General features: G+C 71.8%; 14 protein-coding genes. 11 read left to right on the top strand and 3 right to left on the bottom strand.

Features of this window, described 5'->3' with window-relative positions; all coding sequences use genetic code 11:
• Positions 1-20 precede the first annotated feature (20 nt).
• On the bottom strand, positions 21-1,181 hold the full coding sequence (locus tag ACGF0J_RS15265; protein WP_393145999.1) for a cytochrome P450: 1,161 nt from the start codon (positions 1,179-1,181) through the stop codon (positions 21-23).
• A 181-nt stretch (positions 1,182-1,362) separates the two neighbouring features.
• Here ACGF0J_RS15265 and ACGF0J_RS15270 point away from each other — a divergent pair, with 181 nt between their 5' ends.
• Both ACGF0J_RS15270 and hisG read left to right on the top strand, forming a co-directional pair.
• Positions 1,363-1,626 (top strand): phosphoribosyl-ATP diphosphatase, encoded by a 264-nt coding sequence (locus tag ACGF0J_RS15270; protein ID WP_113700568.1) that lies wholly within the window; start codon positions 1,363-1,365, stop codon positions 1,624-1,626.
• 63 nt (positions 1,627-1,689) lie between these two features.
• Positions 1,690-2,535: an ATP phosphoribosyltransferase gene (gene hisG / locus ACGF0J_RS15275; RefSeq protein WP_393146001.1), complete on the top strand. Its 846-nt coding sequence runs from the start codon at positions 1,690-1,692 to the stop codon at positions 2,533-2,535.
• A gap of 129 nt (positions 2,536-2,664) precedes the next feature.
• Here hisG and ACGF0J_RS15280 read toward each other — a convergent pair whose 3' ends face one another.
• Positions 2,665-3,972, bottom strand: coding sequence for an aminotransferase class V-fold PLP-dependent enzyme (locus ACGF0J_RS15280; protein ID WP_393146003.1), 1,308 nt, complete (start codon positions 3,970-3,972; stop codon positions 2,665-2,667).
• A 53-nt stretch (positions 3,973-4,025) separates the two neighbouring features.
• On the bottom strand, positions 4,026-5,075 hold the full coding sequence (locus ACGF0J_RS15285) for an EAL domain-containing protein (RefSeq protein WP_393146005.1): 1,050 nt from the start codon (positions 5,073-5,075) through the stop codon (positions 4,026-4,028).
• A 427-nt stretch (positions 5,076-5,502) separates the two neighbouring features.
• Between ACGF0J_RS15285 and ACGF0J_RS15290 the strand changes: the two genes are divergently transcribed.
• The 9 genes from ACGF0J_RS15290 (at position 5,503) to ACGF0J_RS15330 (ending at position 15,509) form a co-directional block, all read left to right on the top strand.
• A complete protein-coding gene (locus ACGF0J_RS15290; protein WP_393146007.1) occupies positions 5,503-5,973 on the top strand; it encodes an acVLRF1 family peptidyl-tRNA hydrolase in 471 nt (156 codons plus the stop codon).
• Positions 5,974-6,273: 300 nt separating this feature from the next.
• Entirely contained in the window at positions 6,274-7,293 is a 1,020-nt protein-coding gene (locus ACGF0J_RS15295) for a LacI family DNA-binding transcriptional regulator (protein WP_393146009.1), read from the top strand.
• Between the two features lie 11 nt (positions 7,294-7,304).
• Positions 7,305-7,961, top strand: coding sequence for a DUF1961 family protein (locus tag ACGF0J_RS15300; protein WP_393146011.1), 657 nt, complete (start codon positions 7,305-7,307; stop codon positions 7,959-7,961).
• 138 nt (positions 7,962-8,099) lie between these two features.
• Entirely contained in the window at positions 8,100-8,714 is a 615-nt protein-coding gene (locus ACGF0J_RS15305) for a YesL family protein (RefSeq protein ID WP_393146013.1), read from the top strand.
• 116 nt (positions 8,715-8,830) lie between these two features.
• Positions 8,831-10,261 carry an extracellular solute-binding protein gene (locus ACGF0J_RS15310; RefSeq protein ID WP_393146015.1) on the top strand — a complete coding sequence of 477 codons (1,431 nt, stop codon included), beginning with the start codon at positions 8,831-8,833 and terminating at the stop codon, positions 10,259-10,261.
• A gap of 56 nt (positions 10,262-10,317) precedes the next feature.
• The gene (locus ACGF0J_RS15315) at positions 10,318-11,295 is read left to right on the top strand and encodes an ABC transporter permease (protein WP_393146017.1); all 978 of its coding nucleotides are present in this window, start codon (positions 10,318-10,320) and stop codon (positions 11,293-11,295) included.
• Positions 11,296-11,305: 10 nt separating this feature from the next.
• On the top strand, positions 11,306-12,208 hold the full coding sequence (locus tag ACGF0J_RS15320) for a carbohydrate ABC transporter permease (RefSeq protein WP_393146019.1): 903 nt from the start codon (positions 11,306-11,308) through the stop codon (positions 12,206-12,208).
• Entirely contained in the window at positions 12,205-12,825 is a 621-nt protein-coding gene (locus ACGF0J_RS15325; RefSeq protein ID WP_393146021.1) for a rhamnogalacturonan acetylesterase, read from the top strand. The genes ACGF0J_RS15320 and ACGF0J_RS15325 overlap by 4 nt, the downstream gene beginning before the upstream one ends.
• Positions 12,822-15,509, top strand: coding sequence for a Tat pathway signal sequence domain protein (locus tag ACGF0J_RS15330; RefSeq protein WP_393146023.1), 2,688 nt, complete (start codon positions 12,822-12,824; stop codon positions 15,507-15,509). The genes ACGF0J_RS15325 and ACGF0J_RS15330 overlap by 4 nt, the downstream gene beginning before the upstream one ends.
• The last annotated feature ends 20 nt before the right edge of the window (positions 15,510-15,529 follow it).

Raw genomic sequence — 15,529 nt, forward strand, 5'->3', positions numbered from 1 at the left:
ACGCATGGACGATCACCTCCTCACGACAGGGTGATGGGCAGGCTGCGCACGCCGCGCAGCGTCCCGCTCTCCCACATCACCGGCTCCCCGCACGGCCGGAGGTCCGGATGGCCGACGGCCAGCTCGGCGAACAGCGCCCTGGTCTGCATCGTGGCCAGGCTCGCGCCCAGGCAGGCGTGCAGGCCGCGGCCGAAGCCGAGGTGCGGGTTGGGGGAGCGGGCGGGCAGCAGGGAATCGGGGGAGGGGAAGACGGCCGGGTCGCGGTTGGCCGCGCCGATGATCAGGGTCACGCCCTGGCCGGCGCGAATCGTGGCGCCGCCGAGCTCGGTGTCGGCCAGGCAGCCGCGGGCGAGGACCTGGACCTGACTGGTGTACCGGATCACCTCGTCAACCGCGGTGTCCGGAGTTTTCGCGAAATACTGAAGGCTTCCTGGATTGTCGGTTATCGCGAGCAGCGACAGCGCGAGCAGGCGTGCCGAGGACTCGAAACCGGCGTGGAAAGTCGACCGGAGCGAATTCAGCACCAAACGGCGGTCGAGCCCCATCGCCGGGAGTTTCTCGCTGACATAGGCGAACATCCCGCCCGGCCGGTGGTCGCTCATCCAGCGTTCCATCAACGCGTCCAACTCCGCGCGCGCCGCGAGTCCGGCCGGGACCACCTCGGGGCGCAGCCCGGCGTCCATGGTGTCGATGACCGGCGGGGAGACCCGGGCCAGCCAGCCGAGGTCCGGCGGGTCCACGCCGAGCACGTCGCAGATCGTCGCCACGGTCAGCGGGACGGCCACCTCGCTCACGAAGTCGGCCCGCTCGGGCAGGTCCGCCAGCAGCCGGCGGGCCCGGACGGCCGTGCGGGCGGCGAGCGCCGCGTGGTCCCGCTCCCGGTAGGCCGCCGCGAGCAGCCGCCGCACGGGCGGGTGGTCCGGCGGGTCGACCGTCTGCAGCATGATCAGCTCGTCGGGCGTCCGCTCGCCGAGCCGCCGCCAGTCGGAGGCGAACCGGTCGAGCCCCTTCAGAACGGCGGCGCAGTCCTCGTGGCGCGTCAGCACCCAGGTGTCCAGCTCCTCGAACCAGAAGAACGGCGCGCTCTCCCGCCACGCGTGATAGACCGGTGCGGGATTCCGTAATATTTCCGGCTGGAGCAGCGTGCGGAGCGAAAGCGGAAAGAGGCTTTCCGTTGCCACAAAGCCTCCATATGCGGCTCTAAATGCGGACATATTAATTATTTAATGGACCATAGAGGAGTAAGGGGTGACGGTCAAGATCGCTCAATGCGGGCCGTCTCGCGTGGCGGACTCCCGGGCCTACGACCCCCGCGCGCAGACTAGGCTTGTCATGCACGTCTGCCGACCCACGAGAGAGACCATGAAGACCTTCGAAGAGCTGTTCGCCGAGCTGTCCGAGAAGGCGCGCACCCGGCCCGCGGGCTCGGGCACCGTGGCCGCGCTCGACGCCGGCGTCCATGCCATCGGCAAGAAGGTCGTCGAGGAGGCCGCCGAGAGCTGGATGGCCGCCGAGCACGAGTCCACCGACCGGGCGGCGGAGGAGATCTCGCAGCTCCTCTACCACGTGCAGGTGCTCATGCTCGCCAAGGGCATCGGGCTGGACCAGGTCTACAAGCATCTCTAGGGCGTCCGCGCCCCGACCTGGCCCGTCCGTACGACCCTCGCGAGACCCAAGGATGACCACGACATGATCCGACTGGCCGTACCCAACAAGGGGGCGCTGAGCGAGGCCGCCCAGGCCATGCTCAAGGAGGCCGGCTACCGGCCGCGCCGCGACAGCAAGGAGCTCGTCGTCCTCGACGAGGACAACGGCTGCGAGCTGTTCTTCCTGCGCCCTCGCGACATCGCCGTCTACGTCGGCGAGGGCACCCTCGACGCCGGCATCACCGGGCGCGACATGCTCATCGACTCCGGCGCGCCCGTCGAGGAGATCATGCCGCTGGGGTTCGGCGGCTCCACGTTCCGGCTGGCCGCCAGGTCCGGCACGATGACGTCGGTCAAAGACCTCGACGGCATGCGCATCGCCACCTCCTACGCCGGACTGCTCGGCAAATACCTGTCCGACGCGGGCGTCGACGCCAGGGTGATCAAGCTCGACGGCGCGGTGGAGACCGCGATCCGGCTCGGCGTGGCCGACGCCATCGCCGACGTGGTGGAGACCGGCACCACGCTGCGCAACGTCGGCCTTGAGGTGTTCGGCGAACCGATCATGCGTTCCGAGGCCGTGCTGATCAAACGGCACAGCGCCCCCGAGAGCCCCGGCGTGAGCCAGCTCGTCCGCCGCCTCCAGGGCGTCGTGCACGCCCGCGACTTCGTGATGATGGACTACGACATCCGCGCCGAGCGCATCGAGGAGGCCATCGCGCTCACCCCCGGCATGGAGGGGCCGACGGTCTCGCCGCTGCACCGCGAGGGCTGGGTCGCCGTGCGCGCCATGGTCCGCCGCAAGGGCCACCAGCAGGTGATGGACCAGCTCTGGGACATCGGCGCCCGCGCCATCCTCGTCACCGACATCTACGCCTGCCGCCTGTGACCGCCGCACCGGGCGACCGCCACCGCGGCCGCCCGGTGCGAGCGACGGCCCGGCAGCCGACCATGACCACCCGGTTCAGCGGGCCCGACCGCCACCGCGGCCGCCCGGCTCAGCGCGCCGCGGCCACCCTCAGCGCAGCGCGGCCACCGCCTTGACAGCCCGGTCCACCTCTTCGGGCGAGGTGACGATGCTCGTGCCGAAGCGCAGCAGCGACGGCACGTACGGCGTGGTGCTCGCCGCCACCCCGCGCTCGCGCAGCCGCGCCACCGCGGCCTGCGGCTGCATCCCCGCGATCGCGCAGCACACGAGCCCGGCCGAGAGCTCAGCCCCGGCCGGCGTCATCACCGTCACGTGCGAGATGGCCCGCAACCCCTCCTTGAGCCGGGTGGCCAGCTCCTGGGTGCGGCGCTGGACGCGGTCCTTGCCGATGGCCTCCTGGAACGCGAACGCCTCCGGCATCGCCCACCGCTGCTCGAACGCCTTGTAGCCGCCCGGCGTGACCAGCTCCGCCGTCACCGCCGCCGGCGCCTCGCCGCGCTGCCACGCCACGAACGACGGCTCCTCGAACCCCGGGATGACCGGAGACAGCGCGTCCCACGCCCGGCCCCACAGGATGCCGGTGCCCCGCGGGCCGAACAGCCACTTGTGGGTGCCGGTCGCGAGGAAGTCGCAGCCCAGGTCGGCCACGCCGTCGGCCATCGCGCCGAACCCGTGCACCCCGTCCACGCACAGCAACGCCCGGTCCCGCTCGTCCCGGCCCTCGTTCACCTTGGCGAGCATGTCGGCGATCGCCCGCACCGGCAGCCGCACCCCGGTGCTGGAGTGCACCCACGTCACGGCCACCACGCGGGTGCGCGGCCCCAGGCCCTTCCTGATCGCCTCGACGATCCGCTCGGCCGACGCCGTCGTCGGATGGTCGTACAGCCGCACCCTGCGCACCCGCGCCCCGGTGCGCGCGGCCAGCAGGCGCAGCCCCTCGTGGGTGGACAGGAAGTCGTGCTCGGTGGTGAGCACGTCCTGGCCGGGCCGCAACCGCAACCCGGAGTAGAGCAGGCCGAGGCCCATCGTGGTGCTGTCGGTGAGCGCGATCTGCCCGGCCTCGCCGCCGACGAACCGCGCCGCCGCCGCGCGGATGGCCTGGTCCGGCGCGTCCCCTCCAGGCGGCAGATAGTGCGGGTCGGCGTCCAGGCCCGCGCGGTGCCGCTCGATCGCCGCGCGCACCGGGGCGGGCGCCGGAGCCAGCACGAACGCCGCGAACTGCGCGACCCGTGGATCCAGCGCGAACTGCGCGCGCACGCTCGCCCAGTCCCGAGGATCGAACGGCGGCGGCTGCGAGACCGCGGGAGGGGCTGCGGGCGTGGGCGTCGAGGTGCAGGCGGACACCCCCGCGAGCAGGCCCGTGCCGAGCAGGGCCCGTCTGTTCAGCTGTCGCGTCACGCCTCCTTCCTACCCTGGCCGGGGCTGCCCTGCCCAGGGGCCGCGCGGACCTCTCAGCCGCCGGCGGCCGTCACCTGGCGGATCAGGTCGGAGACGCGCACGATCCCCATGCAGCGGTTCAGCTCATCGGTGACCACCAGGTCGTCGTAGACGCGGGCCGCGTCCTGACCCGCCGCCCGCATGGCGGCCACCACGGGCGTGCTCCTCGACACCGTGCGCGGCGGGTCGGCCAGCCGCCGCGCCGGCTTGGTGGCGTGCAGCGCGTGGCCGTACCGGGCGGCGATCGACAGCAGGAACCTGCCGCGGTCCAGGCTGCCCCGCGGCCGCTGGTACTCGTCCACCAGGATCACGCTGGTGATCGACGGCTCGTCGCCGAAGGCCGCCACCACGTCCTCCGCCTTCGCCTCGGCCGGCAGGGTCACCGCGGGCAGCAGCAGCTCCTGCACGCGCGGGCCCAGCTCCTGACCCGACGCCACGGCCGCGGCCGCCGCGGCCTCCGCCGGCTCCGGGAGCGGCACCCGTACCCGCCCGTCCGGGCCGGGCGCGAGCAGCGGCCCGTGCGCCAGCCGCACCCCCCAGCCGCGCACCGCCGCAAGCTGCGCCTGCTCCTCGATCCCCGGAGCGAGCACGTGCGCGCCGATGCCGCGCGCCAGCTCCGCCACCGCCCGCACCACCGCTACGGCCCGGTGGTCGCGCGGCACCCGCGTCATCACCCCGGGCGACAGGGCCAGCAGGTACGGCGAAGCCTCCGCGATCATGTCGAGCGGCACGCTCTCCAGCCCGGCGTCGCCGAACCCGAGCAGGTAGCCGAGGGTGCGCAGCCCGTCCAGCGTCACCTGGATCACCGGCCGCTCGGCGTTCCCGCACGGGCCGGTCAACAGCAGCATCGTCTCTCGGGGATGGCGGCCCGACCTGCGCAGCGCCTCGTGCAACGGCACCAGCGCTCCCGCGCCGCGCGCCACGACGGTGAACGGCAGCTCCAGCACGAGCGGCAGGGGCCCGCCGGGCAGCAGGCCCGCCGCGTCCACGGCCGCCGGTCGCGCGACGGCGGCGCCCGTGTCGAGGTCCACGACGGGGCCGGGAAGCGGGCCGGGAGAGGTCACGAGGGGATGATGCGGCCCCGGTCGCCGCCGGAGAACCCCTGTGGGGGGATGTTCACCGGCATTTCCCCTCCGGTTCCCGCCCTGCGGTGGTTTCTCCGGTCCGCCGCCTCGCGGGGGGCGTCCTCCGGTACGTCGCCCTGCGGTGGATCCCCTGCAGTTCTCGCCCTGCGGTGGTCCCTCGGTCCGCCGCCCTGAGGAGCGGCCCGGCGCGGGGCGGCGGACCGGGTGGGCTAGCCTTCCGGCATGAGCGCGCGACCGGCGAAGGGCGGCGGCCGGTGGGTGTCCGTGCCGCCCGAGCGCGTGCACCCGTGGATCGACGGCTTCGCCGACCGGCACGGGCCGTTCGAGGCGTCCGGCGACGAGCGGGCCGTGCGCCTGGTGGCGGCCCGACGGCGCGCTCGCCGAGCTGCACGCCCCCTTCCCGCCCATGCCGGCCGGCCCGCCGTACGTCTCCGGGCTCGTCGCCCACGCGCGCGCCGAACGCCGGGTCGGCGTGATCCTCGTCCGGCTGGGCGGCTACGCGGCGGGGGTGTTCCACGGCGGGGTGCTGGTGGCCTCCAAGGTCGGCTCCCGTCTGGTCCAGGGGCGCACCGCCGCGGGCGGATGGTCGCAGCAGCGCTTCGCCAGGAGACGCCGCAACCAGGCGGACCAGGCGCTCGACACGGCGGCCGAGACGGCGCTGCGCGTCCTGTCGCCGCATCTCGCCGACCTGGAGGCGGTCGTGCTCGGCGGCGACCGCCGCGCCGTGGACGCCCTGCGCGCCGATCGGCGCCTGGCGCCGCTCCTGGCCCTGGAGGCGGGGCCGTTCCTGACGGTCCCCGATCCCAAGCTGGCGGTGCTGCGCGACACCCCGGAGCTGTTCCGCGCGGTCAGGATCCGCGTGGTGGACCCTGGCTGACGGCCCCCGCGCGCGGTCGGTGTGGCGCCGCGCCCGGGGCGGACCGAGGTGCGCGCCGCCGTGGCCTGCCTCGATCCCCTGGGGCGGGTCCGTCGGCTTCGTGGAGGCTCGCCCCCGGTCCTCCGAGGCGGGTCCGCCGGCTTTCCGAAAGCGCCGGAGCCCCCTGAGCGAGGGGTGTTCCGGCGAGCGCGTTCAAGAGCGGCCCCCGTGCGGTGGAAGCAAGGGTTTGAGTCGATTCAAAATGCGCTGTTCTGCCGCTATGATGGCCGGGTTCCCGGCAGCACGGCCTCGTGAGGTTCGATGGCGACCAGTAGCATCAAGGAGGTCGCGCAGCTGGCGCGAGTCTCTGTGGGCACCGTGAGCAACGTCCTCAACAGGCCCGAGATCGTCTCCCCGGCCACGCGCGAGCGTGTGTTCAAGGCGATCCGCGAGCTGGGGTTCGTCCGCAACGAGGTGGCCCGCCACCTGCGGGTGGGCCGCAGCCGGACGGTCGGTCTGGTCGTGCTCGACGTGGCCAACCCGTTCTTCGCCGACGTCGCCCACGGCGCGGAGGCGCTGGCCGACGAGCACGACACGATGGTGGTGCTGTGCAACAGCATCGCCGACCCGCGCCGGGAGCGCCGCCACCTCGACCAGCTCGAACAGCAGCGCGTCATGGGCATACTGATCACTCCGGTCGACGCGGGCAGCCCCCGGCTGGCCGAGCTGGCCGCCCGCGGCACCCCCGTGGTGCTGGTCGACAGCGCCGCCACCGGCCTGCAGTGTTCGGTGGCGGTCGACGACCGGCTCGGCGGGCACCTGGCCGGATCGCACCTGATCGAGCGGGGGCATCGCCGCATCACCTACGTCGGCGGGCCGCCGTCGATCAAACAGGTGGCCGACCGGCACGCCGGCATCATGAACGCCGTGGCCGAGGCGGGTGACGGCGTCGAGCTGGTCAGCCACGTGCTGCCCGCGCTGAGCGTCGCCGGCGGCCGCGCCGCTGGCGAACGCGTGGCCGGCCTGCCGCCGAAGAGACGGCCGACCGCCGCCTTCTGCGCCAACGACCTGATAGCGCTCGGGTTCCTGCAGGCCATGGCCGCGCGGGGGCTGCGGGTCCCGCACGACATGGCGATCGTCGGCTACGACGACATCGACTTCGCCGCCGCCGCGGCGGTCCCCCTCTCCTCCGTGCGGCAGCCGCGCGAACTGCTCGGCCGTACGGCCATCGACCTGCTGCTGGAGGAGGTGACCGCGCCCGAGCAGCACCGGCACCGGCAGGTCATCTTCCAGCCGGACCTGGTGGTCCGGGAGTCGAGCGCGCTGCGCAGGCGCGACTGAAGGAGCACGATGTGACCGAGATCTACCACAACCGGCTCGCCGGCCCCGACGACCTGGAGGGGTTCCGGATGGAGGGGCCGGGGACGGTGTCGTTCCCACAGGGCCGGATGCGGCTGGAGAGCGTCCGGCCGCCGGCCGACGGGCAGGCGGCCAACCTGGTGCTGTGGTGCCCGGTGGACTTCCCCGCCGACGTGCGCGTCGAGTGGGACTTCTGGCCGGTCAGGGAGCCGGGGCTGGCCATCATGTTCTTCCATGCCCGCGGCCGGGGAGGTGAGGACCTCTTCGATCCCGCGCTGGCCCCGCGTGAGGGGCCGTACGAGCAGTATCACAGCGGCGACATCGACGCCTACCACGTGTCCTACTACCGGCGTATGTGGCCGTCGGAGCGCAGGCTGCACACCTGCAACCTGCGCAAGAGCCATGGCTTCCACCTGGTCGCCCAGGGGCCCGACCCGCTGCCCGCCGTGCTCGACGCCGAAGGTCCGTACGCGATGAGACTCGACGTCAGGGGCTCGGAGATCACGTTCGCCGTCAACGATTTGGTCTCGTTCCGCTGGACGGACGACGGCGCCGTCGGCGGCCCTGCCCTGCGCGGCGGCAAGATCGGTTTCCGGCAGATGGCCCCGTTGATCGGGGATTACGCAAATCTCCGCGTTTCTCATCATTGACTCTGAGTCGATTCAACACTACGTTCGCCACCAACCAGCCGTTCACCCGCTCGTAACAGGGCGGGCGCCACGGCGCGACCCCCGTCCCGTGTCCGCGCACACGCCACGAGAAAGTGCTGCCGGATGTTCCATCACTCCATGTCAATGAAGGTCCAGGCCGCTTGTACCGAGGTGGCCTGGGCGGCTCGGCTGAACCTGTTGTGGCTCGCGTTCACCCTCGCCGGTGGCGTGGTCCTCGGGCTCGGGCCCGCCACCGTGGCCGCCTACACCCTGGCCAGGCGGCACGCCCGTGGTGAATCGTTTCAGGCATGGCGGGAGTTCGGGACCGTCTACCGACGGGAGTTCGTCCGGGGCAACCTGCTCGTCCTGCCCATGGCGGTGGTCGCCACCGTGCTGGTCGGCAACTACCTCTACCTGAGCGCTCTGGGCCCCGGCGCGGGAGCGCCGCGGATCGCGACGCTCGTCGCCCTGGCCGCTCTGGTGGTGGTGGGCTCCTACATCGGGCCGATCTACACGCACTACGACCTGCCCCTCCGGGCCTGCCTGCCCAAGGCGTCGCTGTTCGCGATCACGCGACCGGCCGCGTCCGTGGTGCAGCTCTTCGTCCTCAGCGGCATCGCCTACGCCACCTCGGTGATGCCCGTCCTCGCGGCGGTGATCAGCATCGGCGCCTGGATCCACGTCAACACCTGGCTCTGCCTGCGCTTCTTCCAGGAGAACGAGGCGCGTCTGCACTCGAAAGGGATCTCATGAGCCCATCCCGTCGCCGGCTCACCGCCGGTGTGGTAACGCTAACGGCCGCTCTTCTCGCCTCGGCCTGCGCCGGTGGCGGTGACGCGCCCGCGACCGACCCCAACACGCTGACGATCATGTCCAAGCTGTTCGGCACCGCGCCCGACCCCAAGGGCGAGATGCACCAGGCGGTGGAGAAGTTCCTCGGCAAGAAGCTCCAGATCACCTGGGTGCCGAACGCCGAATACACCGACAAGGTCAACGTGACCCTGGCCTCGGCCAACCTCCCCCAGGTCATGGTGGTGGACCCGAAGATGCCGGCGTTCGTCAAGTCCGCCGAGGCGGGCGCCTTCTGGGACCTGACCGACAAGCTGGACAAGTACCCGAACCTGAAGCCGATGGACGAGCGGACGGCGCTCAACTCCTCCGTCAACGGCAAGATCTACGGCCTGTACCGGATGCGGCCCCTGCTGCGCTCGGCGATCGTGATCCGTAAGGACTGGCTGAAGAAGGTCGGCCTCGACGAGCCGAAGACCGTCGACGACCTGTACGAGGTCGCCAAGGCGTTCACCGAGAAGGACCCCGACGGCAACGGCAAGAAGGACACCTACGGCCTGATCATCCCCAAGTGGCCGGGCAACTACGCCAGCGCCAGCCCCTATGACGTGCTGGAGACCTGGTTCGGCGCACCGAACGGCTGGGGCGAGCGGGACGGCAAGATCGTGCCCGGCTTCGACACCCCCGAGTTCCTGGAGGCCAACCGGTTCCTGAAGAAGATGATCGACGAGGGGATGGTCAACCCCGACTTCGCCACCCTCGACACGGCCAAGTGGAACGAGCCCTTCCACCAGGGCAAGGGCGGCATGATCATCGACGTGAACGTGCGCTCCCGGCAGGTCCTCGACCTGTTCCGCGAGGACGACCCGGAGAACTACGGCGACAAGGTGGCCATGGTCGGCAACCTCAGCCGCTCCGACGGCAAGAAGTTCTCCTACCCGTTCACCGGTTACGCCGACGTGCTGGCGATCTCCAAGCAGAGCGTGCGCACCGAGGCCGACCTCGACAACGTGCTGAAGACGCTGGACAAGCTGGCCACCAAGGAAGGCCAGATCCTCGTCCAGAACGGCGTCGAGGGCCGCAACTTCAAGGTCGAGAACGGTACCGCCACGCTGATCAACGAGGACGACCCGGCGGTCAGGCCCATCCAGGACAGCGTGGACGACGCCTTCATCCAGCTCGGCACGAAGGGCGACGAGTCGATCGGCGGCATCGCCTACCAGCGGACGCCCTCCGGCAAGCCGTACCAGGAGATGGTCAAGCTCAGCAACGACCTGATGGCCGAGGACCTCAAGACGGCCGTGCACAACGTGGCGCTGCCCGTGGTCTCTCCCACCGCCGTCGCCAAGGGCGCGCAGATCGACACGATCATCCCGGACGCCCGCATCAAGTACCTGTCGGGCACCTTCACCGAGGAGCAGTTCAAGGCCGAGATCAAGCGCTGGTACGACAGCGGCGGCACCCAGGTGGCCGCCGAGATCAACGACCTCGTCGGCAAGCTCGGTCAGTAGCCCCGCTCGGAGGGGCCCGGGCCGAGCCCGGGCCCCTCGCACGAAAGGAGGCCGCTGTGGCCACCGACCTGGCGCCGCCTCCCGTGAAGGCGGCCCCCAAGGCGAGGAGGCGGGGCGCCGACAAGGTCCCCCTCCGCACGGCGCTGGCGCGCTATCGCTGGCTCTACCTGATGCTCCTGCCGGGCATCGGCTACTTCGCGATCTTCAAGTACCTGCCGATGTACGGCGTGACGATCGCGTTCCAGGACTTCCTGCCGTTCCTCGGCTACTCGGGCAGCCCCTGGGTCGGCTTCAAGCACTTCGAGGAGCTCTTCTCCGGCCCCGACTTCGGCCGGCTGATGTTCAACACGCTGTTCCTGGCGCTGCTGCACATCGTCTTCGTCTTCCCCGCGCCGATCATCGTCGCGCTGCTGCTGAACGAGCTGCGCGTCAACGTGCTCAAGCGCTCGGTCCAGTCGCTCATCTACATCCCGCACTTCCTGTCCTGGACGATCGTCGCCTCGCTGACGTACGTCCTGTTCGCGGCCGACTTCGGCGTGATCTCCGGCTGGATCCGCGAGCTGTCGGGCGACACCGCGAAGATCGACTACATGGCGCAGGAGGAGTGGTTCCGGCCGCTCATCGTCCTGCAGCAGCTCTGGAAGCAGACCGGCTGGGGCACGATCATCTACCTGGCCGCGCTGGCCGGGGTGGACCCGAACCTGTACGAGGCCGCCCGGATGGACGGCGCCGGCCGGTTCCGGCAGCTCTGGCACGTCACCCTGCCCGCGATCCGCCCGACCGTGGTCGTCATGGCGATCCTCGCGTCCGGCAACCTGCTGGACTCCGGCTTCGAGCAGATCTGGCTGATGACCACCTCGCTGAACCGCTCGGTGGCCGACGTGTTCGACACCTACGTCTACTACGCCGGCATCACCCAGGGCGCCATCAGCTACTCCACCGCCGTCGGCCTGTTCAAGGGCGTGGCGGGCGTCATCCTGATCTTCGGCTCGAACTGGCTGGCCAAGCGCCTCGGCCAGCGTGGACTGTTCTAAGGAGCCCGGCATGTCCGCCATCACCACGGCCAAGGCGCCGGTCGACAACAACAGTTCGCTCGGCAGCCGCGTGTTCGACACGCTCAACGTCGTCGTGCTCGTCGGCCTGGCACTGGTCACGATCCTGCCGCTGCTGTACGTCCTGGCCGGATCGTTCGCCGGCGAGTCGGAGATCTCCTCGCGGCCGTTCTTCCTGTGGCCCGAGAAGATCGTCACCGAGTCGTACGCGTACATCTTCGCCACCGACACCTTCGTCCGCGCCCTGATCACGACGGTGGTCGTGACGGCCGTCGGCACGGTGGTGCAGCTCGGACTGACGTTCACCATGGCCTACCCGCTGGCCAAGCGCTACCTGCCCGGCCGCACCCTGGTGCTGAACCTGGTGATCTTCACCTTGGTCTTCAGCGGCGGCATGATCCCCACCTACCTGGTGGTGCGCGACCTGGGGCTGCTGGACAGCTACTGGGCGCTGATCCTGCCGCTGGCGATCAACCCGTTCTACCTGATCATCATCAAGAGCTTCTTCCAGGAGCTGCCGCAGGCCCTGGAGGAGGCGGCGCGCATCGACGGCGCCAACGAGATGGGCGTCTTCTTCAAGATCGTCCTGCCGCTGTCCAAGCCGATCATCGCGACGTTCTCGCTGTTCTACGCGGTGGCGATCTGGAACGACTACATGTCGCCGCTGCTCTACATCAACGACCCGGACAAGTGGACGCTGCAGATCCTGGTGCGGCAGCTCACCAACACCGACGCCGCCAACGCGCTGGCGCAGATGGACCGGACGTGGGTGCCGCCCGAGCAGGGCCTGAAGTTCGCGGTGGTGGTCATCGCCACGCTGCCCATCCTGTTCTTCTACCCGTTCCTGCAGAAGCATTTCGCCAAGGGCGTGCTGATCGGATCGGTGAAGGAGTGACCCGGACGGTGCTGCTGGCGGGCGACTCGACGGTGGCCTCCTGCCCCGCGTTCGAGGCGCCCATGTCGGGGTGGGGCGCGCAGCTCGGCCCGTACGTGGGCGTCCCGGTGCGCAACCTCGCCAAGGGCGGCGCCACCACGGCCAGCCACCGGGCCGAGGGGCTGTGGGACGCGCTGCTGCTGGAGGCGGCGCCGGGCGACGTCGTGGTGATCCAGTTCGGGCACAACGACCAGAAGGAGCCCGAGCTGCCGTACCGCGAGAACCTGCGCGCCTTCGTGGGAGAGGCGCGCGCGGCGGGGGCGCTGCCGGTGCTGTGCACGCCGGTGCAGCGCCGCCGCTTCGAGGGCGACCGGCTGGCGCCGACGCACGGCGACTACCCGGACCGGGTGCGCGCCCTCGCCGCCGAGGAGGGCGTGCCGCTGATCGACCTGACCGCCGCCACCACCGAGCTGTACGAGCGGCTGGGCCCCGAGGGGTCGAAGGCGCTGTTCACCCACCTGCCGCCTGGTCGGCACCCGCTCCACCCGGACGGGGTGGCCGACGACACCCACTTCTGCTTCCGCGGCGCCGACGAGGTGGCCGCCATCGTCGCCGAGCGGCTGAAGGAGATCGCATGACCGTGCTCCGCTGGCTGGACCGTCCCGCAGAGCAGGGGGTGACCTGGGGCGTGCCGTGGCCGCGCGGCGAGGTCCGGCCGGGCACCCCGTTCGCGCTGGCCGACCCGGCGGGCGGGCAGGTGCCCGTGCAGAGCTGGGTGACGGCCACCTGGCCGGAGGGCTCCGTGAAGTGGTCGGCGCACGCCGTCGGCCCGCAGGCGAGCCCGGCCGGGACGTACGAGCTGCGGCCCGGCGGCATGCCCGCCGCCCCCGCCCGGCCGGTCGCGGTCGCCCGCGAGGGGGGCGTGCTGCGCGTCGGCACGGGGGCGGTGACCTGGACGATCGAGGAAGGGGGCGACACGCTCGCCCGCTCGGTCACCGTGCCGGCCGAGGGCGGCGAGCGTGAGATCGTCAGAGACGTCCGCCTGGTGAGCCTGCACCAGGACCGCCCCACGTCCGACGAGGACGGCTCGCTCACCCGGGAGCGGGCCACCGGCCGGGTCACGCGCGTCACCGTCGAGCAGGACGGCCCGGTCCGCGCCGTCGTCCGCCTCGACGGCGACCACGGCGACGGGCAGAGAGGCGACGGGCAGAGGGATGACGGGCGGCGCGATGAGGGGCGGGGCGATGACGGGCGGCGCGCCCGGCTGCCCTTCACCGTGCGCCTGTACTTCTACGCCGGAGCGGCGGACGTGCGCGTCGTGCACTCGTTCGTCTGGGACGGCGACCCCCGGCGCGACTTCCTGGCCGGGCTCGGCCTGCGCGCCGACGTGGTCATGCGCGACGAGCCGCACGACCGCCACGTACGGCTGGCCGGGCCCGACGGCGGCTTCCTCACCGAGGCCGTGCGCGGGCTGACCGGCCTGCGCCGCGACCCCGGCGAGGAGGTGCGGCGGGCCCAGGTCGAGGGCCGCCCGTGCGGCCCGATCGGCAACCCCGAGGTGGCGAGGCGGCTGCACCTCATCCCCACCTGGAGCGACTACACCCTCGACCAGACCTCCGCCGACGGCTTCGTCCTGCGCAAGCGCACCGCCGAGGGCCACGCCTGGGTGACGATCCCGGCCGGCACCCGCTCGGCCGGCTACGGCTACGTCGGCGGCGTCAGCGGCGGCCTCGGTTTCGGCCTGCGCGACTTCTGGCGGCTGCACCCCACCCGCCTGGACGTCCGCGGCGCCGCCACCGGCCTCGCCACCGCGACCGTCTGGCTCTACTCGCCCTCGGCGCCCGCCATGGACCTGCGGTTCTGGCACGACGGCATGGGGCAGGACACCTTCGCCGAGCAGCTCGAAGGCCTGGAGATCACCTACGAGGACTACGAGCCCGGCTTCGGCGACGCCCACGGCGTGGCCCGTACGCACGAGCTGACCCTGCGCGTCCACGACGCCACCCCGCCGTCGGCGGACCTCGCCGCGCACGCCGCCGCGATGAACGAGCCCGCCCTGCTGACCGCGCCGCCCGAGCGCCTGCGCGCCGCCGGCGTCTTCGGCGACTGGGACCTGCCCGACCGCTCCACCCCGGCCCGCGCCGCGATCGAGGACCGGCTGGACTTCCTGTTCGACCTGTACGTGCGCGAACGTGAGCAGCGCCGCTGGTACGGCTTCTGGGACTACGGCGACGTCATGCACACCTACGACGCCGACCGGCACACCTGGCGCTACGACGTGGGCGGCTACGCCTGGGACAACTCCGAGCTGTCGCCGGACCTGTGGCTGTGGTACCAGTTCCTGCGCACCGGGCGCGCCGACGTCTTCCGCTTCGCCGAGGCGATGACCCGCCACACCGGCGAGGTGGACGTCTACCACCTCGGCCGCTGGAAGGGTCTCGGCAGCCGGCACAACGTGCAGCACTGGGGGTGCAGCTGCAAGCAACTGCGCATCTCCAACGCCGCCTACCGGCGCTTCTTCTACTACCTGACCGCCGACGAGCGCACCGGCGACCTGCTGGACGAGCTGGCCGCGCCCGAGGAGACCTTCCTCGTGATCGACCCGACGCGCAAGGTGCGCCGCGACGTCTACACGCCGGACCCGTCGGCCCTGTCGGTCGGTCTGGGCGCCGACTGGGGCGCGCTCGCCGCCGCCTGGCTGACCCGCTGGGAGCGCCACGGCGACGAACGCGCCCGGGACCGGCTGCTCGGCACCATGGCGGGGATCGGCGCCCTGCCGCACGGCTTCCTCACCGGTGAGGCCCGGCTCGACCTGGCCACCGGCCGGTTGGACACCTCCCGCGACGCGGTCGAGATCTCGCACCTGTCGGCGGTCTTCGGGCTGCCCGAGATGTGCTCGGAGCTGATCGCTCTCGCGCTGGACGTGCCCGGGTTCGAGCGGGCCTGGCTCGACTACTGCCGGCTCTATCTGGCGCCCGCCGCCGAGCAGGAGGCCGAGGTGGGCCACGCGCTCCGCGGCGTCTCGCTGGTCCAGGCGCACAGCCGGCTGGCCGCGTACGCGGCGGCCCGCGACGGCGACCCCGGGCGGGCCGCCGTGCTCGCCGCGCGCGCCTGGCGCAGGTTCTTCGTGGACGAGGACGACCAGCTCAACCGCAATCCGTTGCAGCGCGAGCCCGACTGGCGGCTGACCCGGGTGGCCGGGCCGCACGTGCTGGCGCCCGTGGCGGAGGCGGCGTACGTCTCGACCAACGACGCCGCGCAGTACGGCCTGGCCGCCATCCAGAACCTCGCCCTGATCGGCGACCACCTGCCGGAGGAATAACGAGAGGTCGGCCCCCGTCT

Origin of the sequence: Nonomuraea sp. NPDC047897 (assembly GCF_043204415.1) — a bacterium.
GTDB lineage: Bacteria > Actinomycetota > Actinomycetes > Streptosporangiales > Streptosporangiaceae > Nonomuraea.